Raw genomic sequence first — 20024 nt, forward strand, 5'->3', positions numbered from 1 at the left:
CGACACACCAGCTCCGCCCGATGCCTTCTCCCCCGCTCCCCGGCGGGGGGGGGCCCGCCGGGCGGGGCCCGCGCACGACGAAGCCCCGCACGACGAAGCCCCGGCCGTCTCGACGGCCGGGGCTTCGTTCGGTGTGGACGATACTGGGATTGAACCAGTGACCTCTTCCGTGTCAGGGAAGCGCTCTCCCGCTGAGCTAATCGTCCGGGATGGTGCGAGTGCTGCGTGCGCGATACTGGGATTGAACCAGTGACCTCTTCCGTGTCAGGGAAGCGCTCTCCCGCTGAGCTAATCGCGCGGGGATCCGTACGGATCGGTGATCCTTGCGGACCAGTGGACGATACTGGGATTGAACCAGTGACCTCTTCCGTGTCAGGGAAGCGCTCTCCCGCTGAGCTAATCGTCCTTGGAGGTGGAGACGGGATTTGAACCCGTGTAGACGGCTTTGCAGGCCGTTGCCTCGCCTCTCGGCCACTCCACCAGGAGTGTAGGAGGCCCGGGAGGCCCCCTGTTCCTGCGAGCGGACGACGAGGCTCGAACTCGCGACCTCAACCTTGGCAAGGTTGCGCTCTACCAACTGAGCTACGTCCGCCTGTCGGTTCGGTCCGCTTGCGCGGCCCGGCGACGTGATGAACTCTAGCGGATTCCGGAGCCAGCACAAAAACGCGTTTGTGCAGCGTGCTGCGGTGCGTCCGCCCACGGGCCTGGTCAGGGCACCCGGAAGGGCACGTTCGGGTCACCCCGGGGCCACCGGCCTAGACTCGGCAGTGTGCCCGACCTCCCTCCTCTCGCCCGCTTCGGCGGCCGGCTCGCCACCGGTCTCCTCGATGTCACGAGCGATCCCGCCGCCCTCGACTCCGAGGGGTTCTGGGCCGTCTGCGCGGACTTCGAAGGGCGCCTGACCTGCGCACGCTTCGCGGACGTGCGGACCGAGCCGGTGCCCGCGCCGCTGCCGGGCGCCTGGCGCGGCCCCGCCCTCGGCGACTGGACGTCGTCGCTCGACCGCGCGGCGTACACGGCGGCCGTGCGGCGCATCCGCGAGCACATAGCCGCCGGCGAGGTCTACCAGGCCAACCTCTGCCGGGTGCTGACGGCGCCGATCGGCCCCGGCGCCGACGTCGACGCGCTCACCGCCCTGCTCGCCCGCGGCAACCCGGCGCCGTACGCCGGGACGATGCGGCTGCCGGGGCACGGCGTCGAGATCGCCACCGCGTCGCCCGAGCTGTTCCTGCGCCGGGACGGCCGGACGGTCGAGTCCGGGCCGATCAAGGGCACCGGGCGGACCGAGGCCGACCTGCTGGAGAAGGACTACGCCGAGAACGTCATGATCGTGGACCTGGTCCGCAACGACCTGGGACGGGTCGGCGCCACGGGCACGGTCACGGTGCCCGACCTGTGCGTCGTGGAGAAGCACCCCGGCCTCGTCCACCTGGTGTCCACGGTGCGCGGCGAACTGTCCCCGGAGGCCGGCTGGCCGCAGCTGCTCGACGCCGCCTTCCCGCCCGGCTCCGTCACCGGCGCCCCCAAGTCCAGCGCCCTGCGGATCATCGAAGCACTGGAGACCGCGCCCCGGGGCCCGTACTGCGGGGGCGTCGGCTGGGTCGACGCCGACCGGGGGACCGCCGAGCTGGCCGTCGGCATCCGTACCTTCTGGATCGAGCGGTCCGCCGACGGCGGTGCCGGGCGGCTGTGCTTCGGCACCGGCGCCGGCATCACCTGGGGCTCCGACCCGGAGGGCGAGTGGCGGGAGACCGAACTCAAGGCGTCCCGGCTGCTCGCGGTAGCGTCGGGGGTGTACGAGGCGAACGAGAGTGGAGAGGCGCTGGCGACGTGAAGATCTGGCTCGACGGCGGGTTGCAGGACATCGGGGCCGCCCGCGTCTCCGTCCTCGACCACGGGCTGACCGTGGGCGACGGCATCTTCGAGACGGTGAAGGCGGTGGACGGCAGGCCGTTCGCGCTGACCCGGCACCTGGACCGGCTGACCCGCTCGGCCCGCGGCCTGGGCCTGCCCGACCCCGACCTGGACGAGGTGCGCCGTGCCTGCGCCGCCGTCATCGAGGCCAACCCGATGCCGCTCGGCCGGCTGCGCATCACCTACACCGGCGGCCACGGCCCCCTCGGCTCCGACCGCGGCGAGAGCGGCCCGACCCTCGTCGTCGCCCTCGGCGAGACCGGCCGCCGCCCCGACTCCACCGCCGTGATCACCGTCCCGTGGACCCGCAACGAACGCGGCGCGCTCACCGGCCTGAAGACCACCTCGTACGCGGAGAACGTGGTCGCCCTCGCCCGGGCCCGCGAACGGGGCGCCACCGAGGCACTGTTCGGCAACACGGTGGGACAGCTGTGCGAGGGCACCGGGTCGAACGTCTTCGTCGTCCTCGACGGCGAGATCCACACCCCGCCGGTCGCCTCCGGCTGCCTCGCCGGGATCACCCGCGCCCTGGCCGCCGAGTGGACCGGCGCCCGCGAGACGGACCTCCCGCTGGACGTCCTGGACCGCGCCGACGAGGTGTTCCTGACCTCCACGCTGCGCGACGTACAGGCCGTGCACCGCGTCGACGACCGTGAACTGCCGAACGCCCCCGGGCCGGTCACCGCCAAGGCCATGCGCGTCTTCGAGGAGCGGTCCGGGGACGACCTGGATCCGTGACCGACCCGCGAAGCCGCCGATATTCGGCTGCCGTTCGCGTGCCCGGTGGGTAGAACTGCCGTGATGACAACGACCCTGCGGCCTACCGAGCCGCTCCAGCGCGCCGCCGACGGGACCCGTTCGCGCCACTACCAGGTGTGTGTGAACAGCCGTCCCGTCGGCGTACTGCACCTCGGCACCTCACCCCAACTCGGTCCTTCGGTGGCCGTGATCCACAAGCTGCGCGTCGACGGCCCGGACCGCCGGCGCGGCCGCGGCACCGTGGCCGCGCTCGCCGCGGAGGAGGTGGCACGCGGCTGGGGCTGCCGGCTGATCGAGGCATCCGTCGACGCGGACTCCGAGGCGGGCACGCGGCTCGCGGAGGCGCTCGGTTACGTGCTGCGCAACCGCACCATGGCCAAGCCGCTCGGCGAGACCCCGCCCACCCTGCCCGCGGGCAGCCGGGCCCGGCCCATGACACCGGACGAATTCACCGCCTGGCAGGCGTACGAGGCCGAGCAGTACGCCCGTACCTGGATGGAGCGGGGCGTGCCCGAGGAGGACGCCCGCGCGAAGGCCCGCCGCGATCACGAGGTGCTGCTGCCCCAGGGGGCGGCCACCGAGAACATGCTGTTCAGCGTGTTGGAGCAGGAGGGCGAGCGGGTCGGGATCCTGTGGCTGGCGCTGCGCGAGGACCGGGCCTTCGTCTTCGACGTCGAGGCCGACGCGGCCCACCGGGGCCGGGGCCACGGACGCACCCTGATGCTGCTGGCCGAGGCCCAGGCGACAGCCGCAGGCCACTCGCTGATCGGCCTCAACGTCTTCGCCGGGAACACCGCGGCCGAACGGCTCTACGAGTCGCTCGGCTACCGCACCACGCGGTACAGCTACGGCAAGCCGCTGCTCTGACGGCGGGCGGCCGTGTTCCGCCGCCCGTCCCGCTCTCAGCCCTGCCGCTCGGCCAGCAGCCGGTCGGCGATCTCCTCGACGCGCTCGCGCAGCCCTTCCTGGCTCTTGCCGCCGTCGAGGCGCTCGCCGCCGATCACGTACGTCGGCGTGCCGGTCACGCCGATCGCCTTGCCCTCGGCCTGGTCGGCGTCGACGATCAGGATGTGCCGGCCGTCGATCAGCGCCGTGTCGAACTCCTCCGCGTCCAGGCCCAGTTCCCTGGCCACCTCGATGAGGAACGGCTCCCCCTGGCGGTCCAGCTCCGCGACCCGCCCCAGGACGGCCTCGGCGTACGGCCAGCCCTTGCCCTGGGCGACGGCCTCCTCGGCGGCCTGCGCGGCGGCGAAGGCGTGCTTGTGCTTCTCCAGCGGGAAATGCCGCAGCCGCACCTCCAGCCGGTCGCCGTAGCGGGCGCGCAGGGCACGGAGGTCGTCCAGGGCGGTACGGCAGTCCGGGCACTGAAGCTCGCACCAGACGTCGAGGACGGGCGCGGCGGGACGGTCGGGGGAGGAGTCGCTCATGCCCCCATTCTCCCAGCCCGCGGCGGGCCGCCCCAACCGGCGTCGTACGCCGCCCACCGGCACCTGCGGAGGAGCCGACCCCGAGATCTCCCTGATCCCGGTCTCCCGGCATGGCCCCGCGGCGGGCGGACGGTGCAGGATGGAAGGGACGACGTACTCATGCCCGACCGAGCCCAGCCCTGGAGGACCGGATGATTGCCGAGACCGTCTGCTCCGCGGTGTCCGCGGCGGGCCTGGGCATCGCGGCGGTCACCGCGTACCGCAGGCGTTTCCTCACCGCCGCCCGGGTCGCCGCCTACTCGCTGGTCCCCATCGGCCTGGTGATGACCGGAGTCGTCGAGTGGCTGGCCGACACCGCCTTCAGCCCGGTCGCCTGGGCGGGCTTCGGAGTGCTCGGCGTGGCCTGGGTGCTCTTCATGACCACCCGTGCCGTGGAGCGCCGCCGAGGCGGCACCCGTAAGGAACGCAAGGAGGCCCGGGCCGCGGCACGGCGCGACGCGGTGGCTCCGGGAGCCTCCGCGCCCTCCCTCGGCTCGGGCTCCCGCCCCGCCGCCGAGCCCGCACCGAGGCCCGCGAAGGCGGCCCGGGGCGGTGACGACGACTTCAGCGACATCGAGGCCATCCTCAAGAAGCACGGGATCTGAGGACCGGCGCCCGCACGCGACGGCCGTGGCCGGCCGAGCGGACTGAAACGACACAGCGGTCCGAGGCCGACAGCGCGCGCTCCGGAATGATCACGATGTGACCGGATCTTGCGACATTCAACGAACTCCCGGTCGCCATGAGCGTGTTGATCGCGTGGACCCCGTCGGCTGCGTCATCATCGCGGCGAGATGCCGGACACCACTCAGCTGGACTCCCAGCTGGACACGAGACAGAGCGAAACCGCGCGGCAGCAGGACCCACCACGCGGCTGCCTCTTCGCCCTTTCCCAGCCACCGCTCATGATCTTCCTTGCGGTGATCGGGTGTCTGCTGCTCATGGCTTCGTTGCACGATCTGCTGCTGCTGTGAGCCGTACCCGCGCTCCCCGGCGTCACCCGCCGGGGGCCGCGTCGCCGTCCGCGCACCCCCCACCCGTCCCGGTCCTCCGCCGAGCGCGTCAGCCCGCCGCCTCCTTGCGCCGGGCCCGGTAGGCGGCCACGTGCAGGCGGTTTCCGCAGGTGCGGCTGTCGCAGTACCGCCGCGAGCGGTTCCGGGACAGGTCGACGAAGGCGCGCCGGCAGTCGGGGGCCTCGCACCGCCGCAGCCGCTCCTGCTCCCCGGCGACCACGAAGAACGCCAGGGCCATCCCGCAGTCCGCGGTGAGGTGGTCCGCCACGGAGGCGCCGGGCGCGAAGTAGTGGATGTGCCAGTCGTAGCCGTCGTGGTCGGTGAGCCGGGGCGTGGTGCCGGCGGCCGCGACCAGGTCGTTGATCAGCCCCGCGGCCGTCCGGGCGTCGGGGGCGGCGAAGACCGCCGCGAACCGCCCGCGGATCCGGCGCACCGCCGAGAGGTCGACTTCCGAGAGCACGCCGACGTCGCTGATGTCGTGCGCTCCCACGAATTCCTGGAGGGCCGGGACGTCCGGCAGCCCGTCCGGAGCCGACTCGTCCTCCGGCACGGTGTTCACCAGAGCCACCACGGTGTCGAGCGCGCACCGGGTGTCGTGGGTGATCAGCACGTTTCGCTCCCTGGCCTGGGGGTCGGGCGGGCGCCCGCCGATGCTGGCCGATGGTAGTGGCTCGCGCGGCGGGCGATCCGGCGCGAGCCCGCCCCGTCTGCCGGTCGCCCCTACAACGGGGGCCGGCCCGTCTTCGTTCCCGCCACCCCTCACGCGACGGCGCGGCCCCCGAACGCACGCGGCGCCGCCCCCGCGGTGATCCGCGGCGGCGACGCCGGTGTGTGCCCTATGCGGTTGTCCTGGCCCGTGCCGTCACCCCGAGTCGACGGCGACGGGCGGCTTGGGGCGGGGCCCCGTCCTAGCTTTCCGCCAGGATGTGCGAGAGCTCCTGATCGAGGTCGAAGTGCCGGTGTTCCGTGCCGGGGGGCACGGCGGCGTCTGTGCGCTTCAGGAAGGACTCCAGGGCCCTCGCCGGGGCCTCGAGCAGCGCTTCGCCCTCCGGGGAGCTGAGAGCGATGCACACGACGCCCTGGCCGTGACTGCGGGACGGCCAGACACGGACGTCGCCGGTCCCGGTCGGTCGGTGGAGACCTTCGGCGAGGAGGTCGCGGGCGAACACCCACTCGACGGTCTCCTCGGCTCCGGTGTGGAAGGTGGCGTGCACGGCGTAGGGGTCGGCCGTGTCGTACCGCAGGCCTGCGGGGACAGGCAGGGAGGACTCGCTCGACACAACGAGGCGCAGGTGCAGCTCGCAGCTGACCGTGGTGTTCATAAGCGCCAGGGCCTTTCGCTCAGTGTGCGCTCGGGGATTCGCACGTCGGCGAAATCGACATGCCACCTACGGTGCCGTTGTAAACCCCTCTGAGTGTTTTGCGTGTGTTTAGGTAACTCTTCCGGCCGAGTGGCCGTTCGGGTCCTGCACCCATTCCGGTGACAGGTTTCGCTCCGGTAGTGTTTGGCCGTATGAACACGGGGAGTAACAAGCCCGGCGAGGCAGCCGTGGCCGAGGACCGTTCGGGGACGGACGAGGCCGCGGCCGAGCGGGCGCTCGGTTCGCGGGCACCGGAATTCATCAAGGCGCGCCGTGCGCTGCACGTGAGCTGGCAGGTCGGCGTCTTCGTCGTCGGCCTGGCGGTCGTGGTGGCCGGCATCATCATGCTGCCGCTGCCGGGACCCGGCTGGGTCGTGATCTTCGGTGGCATGGCGATCTGGGCGACCGAGTTCGTCTGGGCCCAGCTGGTGCTGCGCTGGACCAAGCGCAAGGTCACCGAGGCGGCGCAGCGTGCCCTCGATCCGCGGGTGCGACGCCGGAACATCATCCTGACCTCGATCGGCGTGGTGATCATCGCCGTGCTGGCCGGGGTCTACCTGTGGAAGTTCGGTCTCCAGATGCCCTGGAAGATCAAGGACCAGTGATCGCCCGCGGGGGTGTGCCGTCGCCGCCCCCGCTGGTCACGGGCGCCTGTGACATGGGGTAATGTTCTTCCTGCGTCCGGGCGATTAGCTCAGTGGGAGAGCGCTTCGTTCACACCGAAGAGGTCACTGGTTCGAACCCAGTATCGCCCACCGGATCAGCAGGCGGCCCGGCTCACGATCGTGAGCCGGGCCGCCTGCGTGTGCGCTGAGCCGGGTGCGGCACCTGGGCCTGTGCCGCCCGCCTGCGCGGTGCTCATCGGCGGTACCGCCGTGTGCGCGTTGCCGTACCGGTGTGCCGCCCGCGTGCGGGGCGCACGAGAAGCGCGCGCATTCCGTTTCCGTCCGCCTTCACTCAACCGTGACCTTCCGCGTCGCTCCCGCCGGTGTGCTCGGACGCGTTCGGCCCGTCGGTCACGCCGCGCGGACCTGGGTGTTCCCCCCGCCGTGGGCGGTGGCCCGCCGGACGCGCGTCGCAGTTCTCGCCGCCCGCCGCCGGTGAATTCCTGTCCGAATCATTGACGTGCCCCCGGGGCCTCCGTACCTTGTGCCAGCAAGCGCTTACTTGAAACGATTCATGAGGCGGACGCGGCGTCGCGGGGAGGCTCGTATGCAGCAGGGCGGGAATGCGGAACGGCAGACCGGGAGGCGGACGATCCTCAAGGCGGCCGGGGCCTCGCTGGCCGTCGCGGGACTGGGGGCCACGGCTACCGCGTGCGGCGGCGGCAGCGGCTCCGGAGACGGAACGGTGACGATCCGTTACTCCTGGTGGGGCGCCGAGGACCGGGCGGAACGCATCAACAGGACCATCGCGCTCTTCGAGAAGAAGTACCCGAAGATCAAGGTGAAGACCGACTTCCAGCCGTACACCGACTTCTGGAAGAAGTTCAACACCCAAGCCTCCGGAGGGAATCCGCCGGACGTCTTCCAGAATGCCATCGGATTTCTCCGCAAATACGGTGCCAAGAACGTCCTGCTCGATCTCGGTAAGCAGGTCGAGGCGGGAAACCTCTCCATGGACGGATTCCGCGCGGGCCTGGAGAAGTTCGGCGAGATCGACGGCAAACTCCTGGGCGTTCCCGTCGGTTCCAATTCGATGGCCCTGGTCATCGACAAGCACGTCTACACCCGGGCCGGCATCAAGCCCGAACAGGGCTGGACCTGGGACGACTTCGACGCGGCGATGACGAAGGTCCGCGACAGGGTCGGCCGGGCCGGCGACAGCGGGATGTACGGCGTCATGTACCTCTACGACCTGTACCTGCGTCAGCACGGCAAGGCCTTCTTCACCGAGGACGGACTCGGCTTCACCGAGGCCGACCTGACCGCCTGGTGGACCAAGGCGGAGAAGGACGTGAAGTCCGGCCTGTTCGCCGATCCCAAGAAGGTCGCCCAGATCAAGCCCAAGTCGGCGCTCTCCGCGGAGCTGGCCGGCAGCGAGTTCACCTGGGACAACTTCACCGTCCGCTACACCTCCGAAGGCAAGAGCGAGTACGGAATCGCGCCGATCCCGACCACGGACGGCAAGAGGACCGGGCAGTACCTCGGCTCGCTGATGCTCAGCGCCTACAAGCGCACCCAGCATCCCAAGGAAGTCGCGCAGTTCATCGACTTCATGGTCCACGATCCCGAGGTCGCCAAGATCATGGGCTACGACCGCGGTGTCCCCACCACGCAGGCCCAGTACGACGCCTACCGGCCGACCGACCCGGTCAACAAGGCCATCGCCGCCTACGAGGAGTCGCTCGTCGAGGCCGGAGTCCTGGAGCAGATCACCCCGCATCCGAACGGGGCCGACATCTGCGAGGCCGCCTTCCTGCGCATCGCCGAGGAGATGGCGCTCGGCTCGCGGTCCGTCGAGGAGGCCGTCGGGCAGTTCTTCACCGAGTCGAAGACGGCTCTCGCCGGCTGATGGGAAGCGCCGTGACACACGCCCCCGCGACGGAGGGCCCGGCGGTCTCCGAGCCGCGGCACGGTCCGGTGAAGACCCCGCGCCGCACCGGACCGCAGCGGCACGGCCGCCGGGAGAACCTGGCCGGATACCTCTTCATGTCCCCCTGGATCGCCGGATTCCTGCTGCTGACGGCCGGACCGATGGCCGCCTCGCTCTACTTCGCGTTCACCGACTACAACCTGTTCGACGCCCCCCGGTGGATCGGCCTGGACAACTTCTCCGAGATGTTCGGCGATCCCCGCTGGCGCCACTCGGTCCGCGTCACCCTGTGGTACGTCGTGGTCGGCACGCCGATCAAGCTGATCGCGGCGCTCGGCGTCGCCCTGCTGCTGGCCCAGAAGCGGCGCGGGCAGGCCTTCTACCGGGCCGCCTTCTACGCCCCGTCCCTGATCGGCGCGAGCGTGTCCGTCGCCATCGTCTGGAAGGCGATCTTCTCGGACGACGCCGTCGTCGACCGTACCCAGCAGCTCTTCGGGATCGACGCCGGCGGCTGGACCGGCGACCCGGAGCTGATCATCTACAGCCTGGTGGCGCTGACCGTCTGGCAGTTCGGCGCCCCTATGGTCATCTTCCTGGCCGGTCTGAAACAGGTCCCGCGCGAGCTGTACGAGGCGGCCGACGTGGACGGGGCGGGGAAGCTGCGGCAGTTCTGGAACATCACGCTGCCGATGATCTCCCCGGTCCTCTTCTTCAACGTCCTGCTGGAGACCATCCACTCCTTCCAGATCTTCAGCTCGGCCTACATCGTGGGCGGCGGCGCCGGGGGCAACGCCTGCGGTCCCGCCGACGGCACGATGGTCTACACCTGCTACCTGTACGTCCAGGGCTTCGAGAACAGCCGCATGGGCCTGGCCTCCGCCATGGCGTGGATGCTCCTGATCGCGGTCGCCCTGGTCACCGCGGTGCTGTTCTGGTCCCAGAAGCGCTGGGTGCACTACGAGGAGGGCGGCCGATGAGCGCGCAGGCCACCGACGTCACACCGGCCACCGAGGCCGACGGTCCCCGCTCCGGCCGGGCGCCCGCGCCGCGGCGCGGGCTGCCCGGGTCGCTGGCCTGGCACATCGGCTCGCTGGCGATCCTCGCCGTGATCCTGTACCCGGTGCTCTGGGTGATCGGCGGCTCCTTCAAGGAGAGCGGCGACATCGTCGGCAGCCTGGACCTCTTCCCGGGCGACCCGATCACGTCCAACTACACGAGCCTCGCCGACGGCATCGCGGACATCTCGATCTCGACGTTCTTCGTCAACTCCCTCGTCCTCGCCGTCGGATCCGTGATCGGGATCGTGGTCTCCTGCTCGCTGACCGCGTACGCCTTCGCGAAGATCAGGTTCGCCGGCCGCAACCTGCTGTTCACCCTCATGATCGGCACGCTGCTGCTGCCGTACCACGTGCTGCTGATCCCGCAGTACGTGCTGTTCCGCAACCTGGACATGATCAACACGTACACCCCGCTCCTGCTGGGGAAGTACCTGGCCACCGAGGCGTTCTTCGTCTTCCTGATGGTGCAGTTCATGCGCAACCTGCCCAGGGAACTGGACGAGGCCGCCCGGCTGGACGGCTGCGGGCACTTCCGCATCTACTGGTCGATCGTGCTCCCGCTGAGCCGGCCGGCGCTGATCACCAGCGCGATCTTCACCTTCATCAACTCCTGGAACGACTTCATGGGCCCGTTGATCTACCTCAACGAGCCCGGCAAGTACACGATCTCCCTCGGCCTGAAAATGTTCGTGGACCAGGAGGGCCTGGCGAACTACGGCGGCATGATCGCCATGTCCCTCGTCGCCCTGCTGCCGGTCCTCGCCTTCTTCCTGGCCTTCCAGCGCTACCTGATCGACGGCATGGCGACGTCCGGCCTGAAGGGCTGAGGTGGGACTGCGATGACCGAAGCGCGTGTGAAGGCCCGTACCCGGCCGGGGGAGTCCCGGTTCGCCCAGGGCTTCGCCCTGTTCGCCGAATGCCTGCTCACCGGCGTGTGGATCGCCGTGGCGGCGCTGCCGGTGGTCACCTACCCCGCCGCCTTCGCGGCCGGGTCGCGGCACCTCGCGCGCCGGCTGGCCCACGAGAGCGGCGGATGGCGGGAGTTCGCCGCCGACTTCCGGGCGGCGGTGCGCCACGGGTGGCTCGTCGGGGTGGCCGGCTGGGCCGCCCTGGCGGTCGTCTGGGTGGACGTACGGGCCGTCCGGGACGGTCTGCCCGGCGGGCAGCCGGTCGGCGCCGTCGGCGTCCTCGCCCTGATCGGCGCGGCCGTCGCGGGGCTGCGCGCCGCGGCGGACTGGCGCCCCGGCGCCTCCTGGCGGTCGCTGCTCGCCCGGGCGGGCCGGCGCACCGTGCTCGACCCCGCCGGTTCCTTCCTCCTCGTCGGCGGGCTGGCCGTCGTGGTCTGCTCCGCCTGGTTCAGCGCCCCGCTGGCCGTCGCCGTCCTGGGCGCCGTCGCCGCGGCGGCCGTCGCGGTGGAGGAACGCCCCCGGCGCCGCTGACCCGGCACCCCCCACGGGGGCGGTCGCGTGCGTCGCGGCGGCCGCCCCTTCGCACCGAGGCCGCTGCTTCCGTCACCGCTCGTCCTCTGTCATGCCCTTGACACCTTGCTCATCCGCACGGAAAGGAAAGGCCATGTCCCCCATCCCCCGCAGGTCCCTCCTCAAGGCGGCCGCCGTCGCCGGCGCCGCCGCCCAGTTCAGCTGGGCGCTGGGCACCAGGAACGCGCAGGCCGCGCCCGCCGGCGCCCCGGTCGCCGACGACGGACCCGTCACCCTGGCCTGGCTGGAAGAGGGCGGCCTCGGCGCCGCCCCCGGCACCACCGTCGGCGTCCCCTGGCCCAGGGGCACCTTCCGGGAGGACCAGCCGTTCTCCGTCACGGACGCGGACGGCAAGGCGGTACCCGTACAGTCCTGGCCGCTCGCCCAGTGGCCCGACGGCTCCCTCAAGTGGACCGCTCACGCCGTCGGCTCGGGCAGCGGCAAGCTCACCCTGGCCGCCGGCACCCCCGCCGCCCCCGCCAAGAAGGTCACCGTCGACCGGCACGGCGGCACCATCGACATATCGACCGGCGTCGTCACCGCGAGAATCAGCACCTCCGGATCCACCCTGATCAAGTCGGTCACCCGGGGCGCCACCGAGATCGCGAAGAACGGCCGCCTGGTCCTGCTGCGCCAGCCGGAGATCGAGGACGGTGACCAGGGCACGGTGAAGTACGAGCGCTTCGACGGAACCGTCGACGACGTGACGGTCGAGCAGGAGGGCCCGGTCCGCGCCGTCGTCCGCGTCGACGGCAAGCACCGCAAGGGCCACCACGGCCGGCTCCCCTTCTCCGTCCGGCTCTACTTCTACGCGGGCGCCGACTCGTTCCGCATGGTGCACACCGTCACCTTCGACGGGGAGCAGGAACCCGGCAAGGCGAGCGGCGACTTCGTCCGCGGCCTCGGCGTCCGCTTCACCGTCCCGATGCGCGACGCGGCCTACGACCGCCACATCCGCCTCGGCGGCGAGGGCACCGGCCTGCTCCGGGAAGCCGTCAAGGGCATCACCGGACTGCGCCGCGACCCCGGGGCGGCCGTCCAGGCGGCGCAGTTCGCCGGCGAGAAGCTGCCCGACCCCGCCACCTGGGACCAGCGGGTCACCACCCGCCTGCCGTACATCCCCGAGTGGGGCGACTACACCCTCTCCCAGCTCTCCGCCGACGGCTTCACCCTGCGCAAGCGCACCAAGAAGGGACACGGCTGGATCGGCGCCGGCGGTGGCCGGCGTGCCTCCGGCTTCGGGTACGTCGGCGGCGCGAGCGGCGGCCTCTCCTTCGGCCTGCGCGACTTCTGGGAGAAGTACCCCGCCCAGCTCGACATCCGCGACGCCCACACCGACGAGGCCGAGGTCACCCTCTGGCTCTGGTCGCCCGAGGCCCAGCCCATGGACCTGCGCTTCTACCACGACGGCATGGGCCAGGACACCTTCCCCGAGCAGATCGAGGGCCTCAACATCACCTACGAGGACTACGAACCCGGCTTCGGCACCCCCTACGGCATCGCCCGCACCTCGGAACTGCTGTTCTGGGCCAACGCCGCCACCCCGAGCGCCGAGACGCTCGCCGACCAGATCGGGGCGGTGCGCGTACTGCCCCAACTGGCCGCCCCGCCCGAGCAGCTCATCAAGGCCGGCGTCTTCGGTCCCGGCCTCTATGCCAGGCCCGACCGCTCCACCCCCGCCAAGGCCAAGATCGAGGACCACCTCGACTTCCTCTTCACCTACTACAAGGACCAGGTGGAGCAACGCCGTTGGTACGGCTTCTGGGACTACGGCGACATCATGCACACCTACGACACCGCCCGGCACGTCTGGCGCTACGACGTCGGCGGCTACGCCTGGGACAACTCCGAACTCTCCCCGGACCTCTGGCTCTGGTACGCCTACCTGCGCTCCGGCCGCGCCGACATCTTCCGCTTCGCCGAGGCCATGACCCGGCACACCGGCGAGGTCGACGTCTACCATCTCGGCGCATGGGCCGGACTCGGCACCCGGCACGGCGTCCAGCACTACGCCGACAGCGCCAAGCAGCAACGCATCGCCAACACCACCTACCGGCGCTTCTACTACTTCCTCACCGCCGACGAACGCGTCGGCGACCTCATGCACGCCAACGTCGACTCCGACGAGACCTTCCTCGCCCTCGACCCGCTCCGCAAGGTCCGCACCGAGCCCTACACCCCGGACCGCAACGCCCTGTCGGTCGGGTTCGGCACCGACTGGAGCGGCCTGGTCTCGGCGTGGCTCACCGAGTGGGAACGCAGGGGCCCCAAGTGGGAGAAGGCCCGGGACCGCGTCCTGTCCACCATGGAGACCATCGCCGCCCAGCCCAACGGCTTCGTCCAGGGCAGCGGCCTGTACGACCTGGACACCGGCGAGTTCGCGGTCGCCGACGCGCCGAAGGTCGAGGTCTCCCACCTCTCGGCGGTCTTCGGTCTGAACGAACTGTGCGCCGAACTGATCGACCTCGTCGACATGCCGGAGTTCGAGGAGGCGTACTACGACTACTGCCGCTACTTCAACGCGAGCAAGGCGGAACAGGCGGCGCGCTACGGCTCGGACTTCGGCAGCCTCATCCTCTTCCAGGGCCATTCACGCCTCGACGCGTACGCGGCGGTGCGGACCGGCGACGACAAGCTCGCCGCGCGCGCGTGGCAGAAGTTCTACGACTCCGACGGCTACAAGGAGTCGGCCCCCTGGAAGACGGAGCCCCTGAGCGGCCCCGTCACCCTGGTCCCGGGCAGCGAGGCCGGCTGGGTGTCCACCAACGACACCGCGCTCTACGGTCTAGCCGCCATCGAGAACCTCGCACTCCTGGGGGACAGGATGCCGTAGCCCGCGCTGATCGGCGCGGACGCGGGCACACTGCACGGGTGGACTGGAACCATTACCGCTTTCGCAGCCTGTGGACCCTGCCCGCGCCGGTCCCCGCCGTCTACCGGGTGCTGGAACGGATCGAGGACTATCCGCTCTGGTGGCGCCAGGTGCGCGAGGTCACCCGGCTCGACGACACCAGCGGTGTGCTCCGGGTGCGCTCACTGCTCCCGTACGACCTGACGACGGTCCTGCGGGAGGGGCGGCGTGATCCGGCGGCGGGAGTCCTGGAGGTCGTGATGAGCGGCGACCTGGAGGGCTGGGCGCGCTGGACGGTCACCGGGCGGGACTCCGGCAGCCTCGCCCGCTACGACCAGGAGGTCGTCGTGCACAAGGCACTCCTGCGCCGCCTGGCCGTGCCGGCCCGTCCGCTGTTCCGGGCCAACCACCGGGTGATGATGCGGGCGGGGCGGCGTGGACTCGCCGCCCGCCTGGAAGCGGTTTGAAGGAAGCGTGCCGGGACCTGTATGGTTCAGTGCGTTCCCGGGCGATTAGCTCAGTGGGAGAGCGCTTCGTTCACACCGAAGAGGTCACTGGTTCGAACCCAGTATCGCCCACGCTCGCGACAGCGACGTGCGTCCGCAGAATACGCGGACCACGTCGCTTCGTCGTTTCCGCGCGGCTTCGCCGCGCGGTGTGGGGGCTCCGCCACCACACCCCCGTCCCGCCGTTGACGCGGGCCCCGGGGGCGGAGGGTCACGCCGCCGCCGGCAGGTCCGGTCGCAGCGGCCACGCCGGATCCACCGCCTCGTCGGTGCCGTTGAGCGCGAACCAGGCCTGCAGCCCCCGTGCCTGGCCCGCGTGCCACTCCGCCTGCAGGGTGTGCAGCTCGGCGGGGGAGAGGCGCTCCAGCCGCGCCTGGAAGCGCCGCCCCACCGCCCGTACGACCTCCAGCGCCGCCTGGGCGTCGGCCGCCGCGTCGTGCGCGCCGGTCAGCTCCACGCCGTAGTGCGCGCACAGGTCGGTGAGGGTGCGGCGGCCCTTGCGGTAGCGGTCCAGGTGCTTGTCCAGCACGCGCGGGTCCAGCACGTGCAGCGACGTCCGGTCCAGCCAGCGGCCGAGCGACGAGGCACGGTGCCGGCGCAACTCCCGGTCCAGCAGAGTGAGGTCGAACGGCGCGTTCATCACCACGAGCGGTCGGCCGGCGCGGGCCTGCTCGGTCACTGCCTCGGCTATCTCGTACATCACCGGCGCCGGCCACCGTCCGTGGCGCTGCACGTGCTCCTCGGTCAGCCCGTGCACCGCCGTCGCCGCCTCGGGCACCGGCACACCCGGATTCACCAGCCACCGGGTCACCCGCGGCCGCAGCCCCGGCGCGTCCTGGACGACGAGGGCCGCCGACACGATCCGGTCGGTCTCGATGTCCACACCCGTGGTCTCCGTGTCGAAAGCGGCCAGCGGCCCCTCGAACCAGCTCGTCATAGGGCACTCAACTCCTCGTCCGAGCGCGGCAGCTGACGCGCCGTCCCTTGTCCCGGTTCGGTGATACCCGGGCTGTTTGCGACGTACGCCGGAAGGACACAACAGGAGTACGGGTCTTTGCAGTTCACAGACCCGCAGCCGGGATTCACCAGTTCTGGAAGGCTGTTGGTCATGGCCATCGCGCAGCCCGAACGGGGCGGGCTGCTGCCGGAGCGCACCGCGCCCTCACGCGGCTCTCTCGCCACCACCGCCTGCATGGAGACACTGCAGGTCGGCTACCTCCACGCGGTCGCCGCCGCGGCGGGCTGCTCGCTCTCCCAGCCCTTCCCGGACAACGGCATCGACTGGCACGTCAGCCACAGCGCCCCGGGGCACACCGTCGACGACGAGGTCACCATCAAGGTGCAGCTCAAGGCGACGTACCAGCTCGCGCCGAACCCGCCCGGCCCCTTCTTCTCCTTCACCCTCGACAACGACCACCTGGCGAAACTCGCCCGCACCCCGGTGTCGGTGCACAAGATCCTGGTCGTGATGATCGTCCCCCGGTCCCGGGACCAGTGGCTGCGTGCCGGCCACGACCGGCTCGACCTCAGGCACTGCTGCTACTGGACCAACCTCGCCGGACATCCGGTCACCGGACGGCGGCGCACCACCGTGCGGATACCGACCGCGCGGATCTTCGACGACCGGGCGCTGTGCGAGATCATGACGCGGGTCGGGACGGGAGGAACACCATGACGCACCGCCCGGCCGGCGAACCCCCGGGCTCCGGCGAACCGCTACGGTCCGCCGAACCCCTGCGCTCCGTACGGCCGTTCCGGGCCGACGTCCGCGACGACACCGCCCGGGACGGCCGCCCGCCCGAGCCGGGCTCCGTCGACCCGGCCGTGCTGACCGCCCTGCTCCACCGGCACGGCTGGCGGCGGCGCGGCGGAGCCCCTGGCCGCTACGGCCGCTGGACCCCGCCCGATCAGACCGCCGGCGGCACCAGTCTCCTGGTGCCCGTCAGCCGCGCCTTCCCCGACAGTGACGACCTGCTCGCCGAGGCGCTGCTCGCGCTCTCCCGCAGCGGCACGCCCGCGGCCCGCGAGATCCTGCTCTCCCTCGCCGTCCCCAGCGACGAGGTCCGCTGGGAACGCGACACCCCGACGGGGCCCGGCGGCACCGCGTCCTGGACCGCGGAGGAGCAGCTGCGCTCCGCCGCCCGCCGGATGCTGCTCGCCGGCGCACTCGCCACACGCGCGCGTGCGGGCTACTACGGCGCCCGGCACCGGCGCGCCGCCGGCGCGGCCCTGGAGCACGTCCTGGTGGGCCCCGTCCCCGGCGGCCGTCGCCTCACCGCCTTCCTGCCGGTCGGCAACGCCCGCCCCCTGGCCGTGCGCCTCCACCAGGCCCTGTACGCCGCCCGTGAGGCCGTCGACTACCGGCGGGCCACCGGCGGCATGGAGGCCTTCGACTCGGCCGTCGCCGTGGGCGTCAGCCACGAGCTGACCGAGGCGCTCGTCGCCCTGGTCCGGGGCAGCCAGGGAGCCCGGATCGCGGTCCGCTGGGCGCCGGCCGCGGGGGTCCCCGAGGGCTGCGGCGCACTGGCCGAACCCGTCGAGTTCTCGCCCGGCGACCTGCCCGCGCTGCGCGAGGCCGCCGCCCGCTACCTGCGCGCGGAGCCCTCCGTCCCGGTGCGGATCACCGGCGCCGTGGTCCGCATGCGCCGGCCCGGACCGCGCGGCCCGGGCACCGTACGGCTGCGGGTGCTGGCCGGGGCCGAGGTGCCGCACGTGCGCGTCGCGCTGGACGAGGAGGCCTACCGGATCGCGGGCCACGCCCACCTCGTGGGGCTGCCGGTGCGGGTGCTGGGGCGGCTGGAGAGCCGGGGCGGGTTCCGCCGGCTCACCGGAGCCTGCGAGATCACCCCGGTACAGGTCGACGACGCGGAGCGGGACCGGCTGCTGAAGGCCGTCCAGGAACACGTGGAGGTCGCGGCCCTCTTCGAGGAGGCCTGCGGCGACGGAGGGGAGTGCCGGGACTGATTTCGCGGTGGGCGGGCCCGGGTCGGTACGATCGCCCTCATGCGTGCGCTCCGGTATGGCGCCGCGGCCCCACTTCAGTCAGGAGAGACCGGTGTCAGACGTCCGTGTGATCATCCAGCGGGATTCCGAGCGGGAAGAACGCGTGGTGACGACGGGCACTACGGCCGCCGAGCTCTTCGCCGGCCAGCGCTCGATCATCGCGGCGCGCGTGGCCGGTGACCTCAAGGACCTCGCCTACGAGGTCAAGGACGGCGAGACCGTCGAGGGTGTCGAGATCTCCTCCGAGGACGGCCTGAACATCCTGCGCCACTCCACCGCGCACGTCATGGCGCAGGCCGTGCAGGAGCTGTTCCCCGAGGCCAAGCTGGGCATCGGCCCGCCCGTCAAGGACGGCTTCTACTACGACTTCGACGTCGAGAAGCCCTTCCACCCCGATGACCTCAAGGCCATCGAGAAGAAGATGCAGGAGATCCAGAAGCGCGGGCAGCGGTTCTCCCGCCGCGTCGTCACCGACGAGGCCGCCCGCGAGGAGCTGGCCGACGAGCCGTACAAGCTGGAGCTGATCGGCCTCAAGGGCTCCGCGTCCAGCGACGACGGCGCGGACGTCGAGGTCGGCGCCGGCGAGCTGACGATCTACGACAACCTGGACGCCAAGACCGGCGAGCTGTGCTGGAAGGACCTCTGCCGCGGTCCCCACCTGCCCACCACCCGCGCCATCCCGGCGTTCAAGCTGATGCGCAACGCCGCGGCCTACTGGCGCGGCAGCGAGAAGAACCCGATGCTCCAGCGCATCTACGGCACCGCCTGGCCCACCAAGGACGAGCTGAAGGCCCACCTGGAGTTCCTCGCCGAGGCCGAGAAGCGCGACCACCGCAAGCTCGGCAGCGAGCTGGACCTGTTCTCCATCCCGGAGCAGATCGGCTCCGGCCTCGCCGTCTTCCACCCCAAGGGCGGCATCATCCGCCGGGTGATGGAGGACTACTCGCGGCGCCGCCACGAGGAGGAGGGCTACGAGTTCGTCTACACCCCGCACGCGACGAAGGGGAAGCTCTTCGAGACCTCGGGCCACCTGGACTGGTACGCCGACGGCATGTACCCGCCCATGCAGCTCGACGAGGGCGTGGACTACTACCTCAAGCCCATGAACTGCCCGATGCACAACCTGATCTTCGACGCGCGCGGCCGCTCCTACCGTGAGCTGCCGCTGCGCCTCTTCGAGTTCGGCACCGTGTACCGGTACGAGAAGTCGGGCGTCGTGCACGGCCTGACGCGCGCCCGCGGCTTCACCCAGGACGACGCGCACATCTACTGCACCCGCGAGCAGATGTCGGAGGAGCTCGACAAGACGCTCACCTTCGTCCTGAACCTGCTGCGCGACTACGGCCTGAACGACTTCTACCTCGAGCTGTCCACCAAGGACCCGGAGAAGTTCGTCGGCTCGGACGAGGCGTGGGAGGAGGCCACCGAGACGCTGCGCCAGGTCGCCGAGAAGCAGAACCTGGAGCTCGTGGCGGACCCGGGCGGCGCCGCCTTCTACGGCCCGAAGATCTCCGTCCAGGCCAAGGACGCCATCGGCCGCACCTGGCAGATGTCGACGATCCAGCTCGACTTCAACCTGCCCGAGCGCTTCGGGCTGGAGTACACCGGCGCGGACGGCGGCAAGACCCGCCCGGTCATGATCCACCGCGCGCTGTTCGGCTCCATCGAGCGGTTCTTCGCGGTGCTCCTGGAGCACTACGCGGGCGCGTTCCCGGCCTGGCTGGCGCCCGTCCAGGCGGTCGGCATCCCGATCGGCGACGCGCATGTCGAGTACCTGGAGAAGTTCGCCGCGGCCGCCAGGAAGCAGGGGCTGCGCGTCGAGGTGGACTCCTCCTCCGACCGGATGCAGAAGAAGATCCGCAACGCCCAGAAGCAGAAGGTGCCCTTCATGGTCATCGCGGGCGACGAGGACATGGCCAACGGCGCGGTCTCCTTCCGCTACCGCGACGGCTCCCAGGAGAACGGCATCCCCCTCGACGAGGCCCTCGCCAAGATCGCGAAGGTCGTCGAGGACCGGGTGCAGGTCTGACCGTCCGGTTCGACAGCGTGGGACGGGCCCCCGGGCGGATTCCGGGGGCCT

19 protein-coding genes and 7 tRNA genes are annotated in these 20024 nt (G+C 71.3%); 17 read left to right on the top strand and 9 right to left on the bottom strand.

Annotation, left to right across the window (positions count from 1 at the left end):
* Positions 1–134: 134 nt before the first annotated feature.
* The 5 genes from EV562_RS19460 to EV562_RS19480 all read right to left on the bottom strand — a co-directional run bounded on the left by EV562_RS19460 (position 135) and on the right by EV562_RS19480 (position 592).
* Positions 135–206: transfer RNA gene (locus EV562_RS19460), tRNA-Val, on the bottom strand.
* A gap of 20 nt (positions 207–226) precedes the next feature.
* A tRNA-Val gene (locus EV562_RS19465) sits at positions 227–298 on the bottom strand.
* A 36-nt stretch (positions 299–334) separates the two neighbouring features.
* Positions 335–406 (bottom strand) — tRNA-Val (locus EV562_RS19470).
* Between the two features lies 1 nt (position 407).
* Positions 408–481, bottom strand: a tRNA-Cys gene (locus EV562_RS19475).
* A 38-nt stretch (positions 482–519) separates the two neighbouring features.
* Positions 520–592: transfer RNA gene (locus tag EV562_RS19480), tRNA-Gly, on the bottom strand.
* A gap of 177 nt (positions 593–769) precedes the next feature.
* On the opposite strand from EV562_RS19480, the gene EV562_RS19485 reads away from it, so the two are divergent.
* The 3 genes from EV562_RS19485 (at position 770) to EV562_RS19495 (ending at position 3540) form a co-directional block, all read left to right on the top strand.
* Positions 770–1834: a chorismate-binding protein gene (locus EV562_RS19485; protein WP_133888071.1), complete on the top strand. Its 1065-nt coding sequence runs from the start codon at positions 770–772 to the stop codon at positions 1832–1834.
* Positions 1831–2652: an aminodeoxychorismate lyase gene (locus tag EV562_RS19490; protein WP_133888072.1), complete on the top strand. Its 822-nt coding sequence runs from the start codon at positions 1831–1833 to the stop codon at positions 2650–2652. Before EV562_RS19485 ends, EV562_RS19490 begins: the two co-directional genes overlap by 4 nt.
* Positions 2653–2715: 63 nt before the next feature.
* Positions 2716–3540 (top strand): GNAT family N-acetyltransferase, encoded by an 825-nt coding sequence (locus EV562_RS19495; protein WP_166661885.1) that lies wholly within the window; start codon positions 2716–2718, stop codon positions 3538–3540.
* A 35-nt stretch (positions 3541–3575) separates the two neighbouring features.
* Here EV562_RS19495 and EV562_RS19500 read toward each other — a convergent pair whose 3' ends face one another.
* On the bottom strand, positions 3576–4100 hold the full coding sequence (locus tag EV562_RS19500) for a DsbA family protein (RefSeq protein ID WP_166661886.1): 525 nt from the start codon (positions 4098–4100) through the stop codon (positions 3576–3578).
* 191 nt (positions 4101–4291) lie between these two features.
* On the opposite strand from EV562_RS19500, the gene EV562_RS19505 reads away from it, so the two are divergent.
* Both EV562_RS19505 and EV562_RS19510 read left to right on the top strand, forming a co-directional pair.
* Positions 4292–4744: a hypothetical protein gene (locus EV562_RS19505; RefSeq protein WP_133888075.1), complete on the top strand. Its 453-nt coding sequence runs from the start codon at positions 4292–4294 to the stop codon at positions 4742–4744.
* 189 nt (positions 4745–4933) lie between these two features.
* A complete protein-coding gene (locus EV562_RS19510) occupies positions 4934–5113 on the top strand; it encodes a hypothetical protein (RefSeq protein ID WP_133888076.1) in 180 nt (59 codons plus the stop codon).
* Positions 5114–5201: 88 nt separating this feature from the next.
* Here EV562_RS19510 and EV562_RS19515 read toward each other — a convergent pair whose 3' ends face one another.
* Both EV562_RS19515 and EV562_RS19520 read right to left on the bottom strand, forming a co-directional pair.
* A complete protein-coding gene (locus EV562_RS19515; protein WP_133888077.1) occupies positions 5202–5762 on the bottom strand; it encodes a CGNR zinc finger domain-containing protein in 561 nt (186 codons plus the stop codon).
* Between the two features lie 298 nt (positions 5763–6060).
* The gene (locus EV562_RS19520; protein ID WP_004002642.1) at positions 6061–6474 is read right to left on the bottom strand and encodes an SsgA family sporulation/cell division regulator; all 414 of its coding nucleotides are present in this window, start codon (positions 6472–6474) and stop codon (positions 6061–6063) included.
* A 191-nt stretch (positions 6475–6665) separates the two neighbouring features.
* On the opposite strand from EV562_RS19520, the gene EV562_RS19525 reads away from it, so the two are divergent.
* From EV562_RS19525 to EV562_RS19565, 9 genes are all read left to right on the top strand, one after another.
* Positions 6666–7118, top strand: a complete 453-nt coding sequence (locus EV562_RS19525) for a TIGR02611 family protein (protein WP_133888078.1) — start codon at positions 6666–6668, stop codon at positions 7116–7118.
* A 78-nt stretch (positions 7119–7196) separates the two neighbouring features.
* Positions 7197–7268: transfer RNA gene (locus EV562_RS19530), tRNA-Val, on the top strand.
* Positions 7269–7725: 457 nt separating this feature from the next.
* Entirely contained in the window at positions 7726–9027 is a 1302-nt protein-coding gene (locus EV562_RS19535) for an extracellular solute-binding protein (protein WP_133888079.1), read from the top strand.
* The gene (locus EV562_RS19540; protein WP_166661887.1) at positions 9027–10025 is read left to right on the top strand and encodes a sugar ABC transporter permease; all 999 of its coding nucleotides are present in this window, start codon (positions 9027–9029) and stop codon (positions 10023–10025) included. The genes EV562_RS19535 and EV562_RS19540 overlap by 1 nt, the downstream gene beginning before the upstream one ends.
* The gene (locus EV562_RS19545) at positions 10022–10933 is read left to right on the top strand and encodes a carbohydrate ABC transporter permease (RefSeq protein ID WP_133888081.1); all 912 of its coding nucleotides are present in this window, start codon (positions 10022–10024) and stop codon (positions 10931–10933) included. Before EV562_RS19540 ends, EV562_RS19545 begins: the two co-directional genes overlap by 4 nt.
* A 12-nt stretch (positions 10934–10945) precedes the next feature.
* Positions 10946–11545 carry a hypothetical protein gene (locus EV562_RS19550; protein ID WP_133888082.1) on the top strand — a complete coding sequence of 200 codons (600 nt, stop codon included), beginning with the start codon at positions 10946–10948 and terminating at the stop codon, positions 11543–11545.
* 133 nt (positions 11546–11678) lie between these two features.
* Positions 11679–14417 (top strand): Tat pathway signal sequence domain protein, encoded by a 2739-nt coding sequence (locus tag EV562_RS19555; RefSeq protein WP_133888083.1) that lies wholly within the window; start codon positions 11679–11681, stop codon positions 14415–14417.
* A 38-nt stretch (positions 14418–14455) separates the two neighbouring features.
* Positions 14456–14902: an SRPBCC family protein gene (locus EV562_RS19560; RefSeq protein ID WP_133888084.1), complete on the top strand. Its 447-nt coding sequence runs from the start codon at positions 14456–14458 to the stop codon at positions 14900–14902.
* A gap of 39 nt (positions 14903–14941) precedes the next feature.
* Positions 14942–15013, top strand: a tRNA-Val gene (locus EV562_RS19565).
* Between the two features lie 139 nt (positions 15014–15152).
* On the opposite strand, the gene EV562_RS19570 is transcribed toward EV562_RS19565, so the two are convergent.
* Positions 15153–15878: a 3'-5' exonuclease gene (locus EV562_RS19570; RefSeq protein WP_133888085.1), complete on the bottom strand. Its 726-nt coding sequence runs from the start codon at positions 15876–15878 to the stop codon at positions 15153–15155.
* 171 nt (positions 15879–16049) lie between these two features.
* On the opposite strand from EV562_RS19570, the gene EV562_RS19575 reads away from it, so the two are divergent.
* The 3 genes from EV562_RS19575 (at position 16050) to thrS (ending at position 19973) form a co-directional block, all read left to right on the top strand.
* Positions 16050–16616, top strand: coding sequence for a DUF4365 domain-containing protein (locus EV562_RS19575; protein ID WP_133888086.1), 567 nt, complete (start codon positions 16050–16052; stop codon positions 16614–16616).
* Positions 16613–17905, top strand: coding sequence for a hypothetical protein (locus EV562_RS19580; protein WP_133888087.1), 1293 nt, complete (start codon positions 16613–16615; stop codon positions 17903–17905). Before EV562_RS19575 ends, EV562_RS19580 begins: the two co-directional genes overlap by 4 nt.
* Positions 17906–17996: 91 nt before the next feature.
* Positions 17997–19973, top strand: a complete 1977-nt coding sequence (gene thrS / locus EV562_RS19585; RefSeq protein ID WP_133888088.1) for a threonine--tRNA ligase — start codon at positions 17997–17999, stop codon at positions 19971–19973.
* Positions 19974–20024: the final 51 nt, after the last annotated feature.

The organism is Streptomyces sp. BK208, from assembly GCF_004364245.1.
GTDB lineage: Bacteria > Actinomycetota > Actinomycetes > Streptomycetales > Streptomycetaceae > Streptomyces.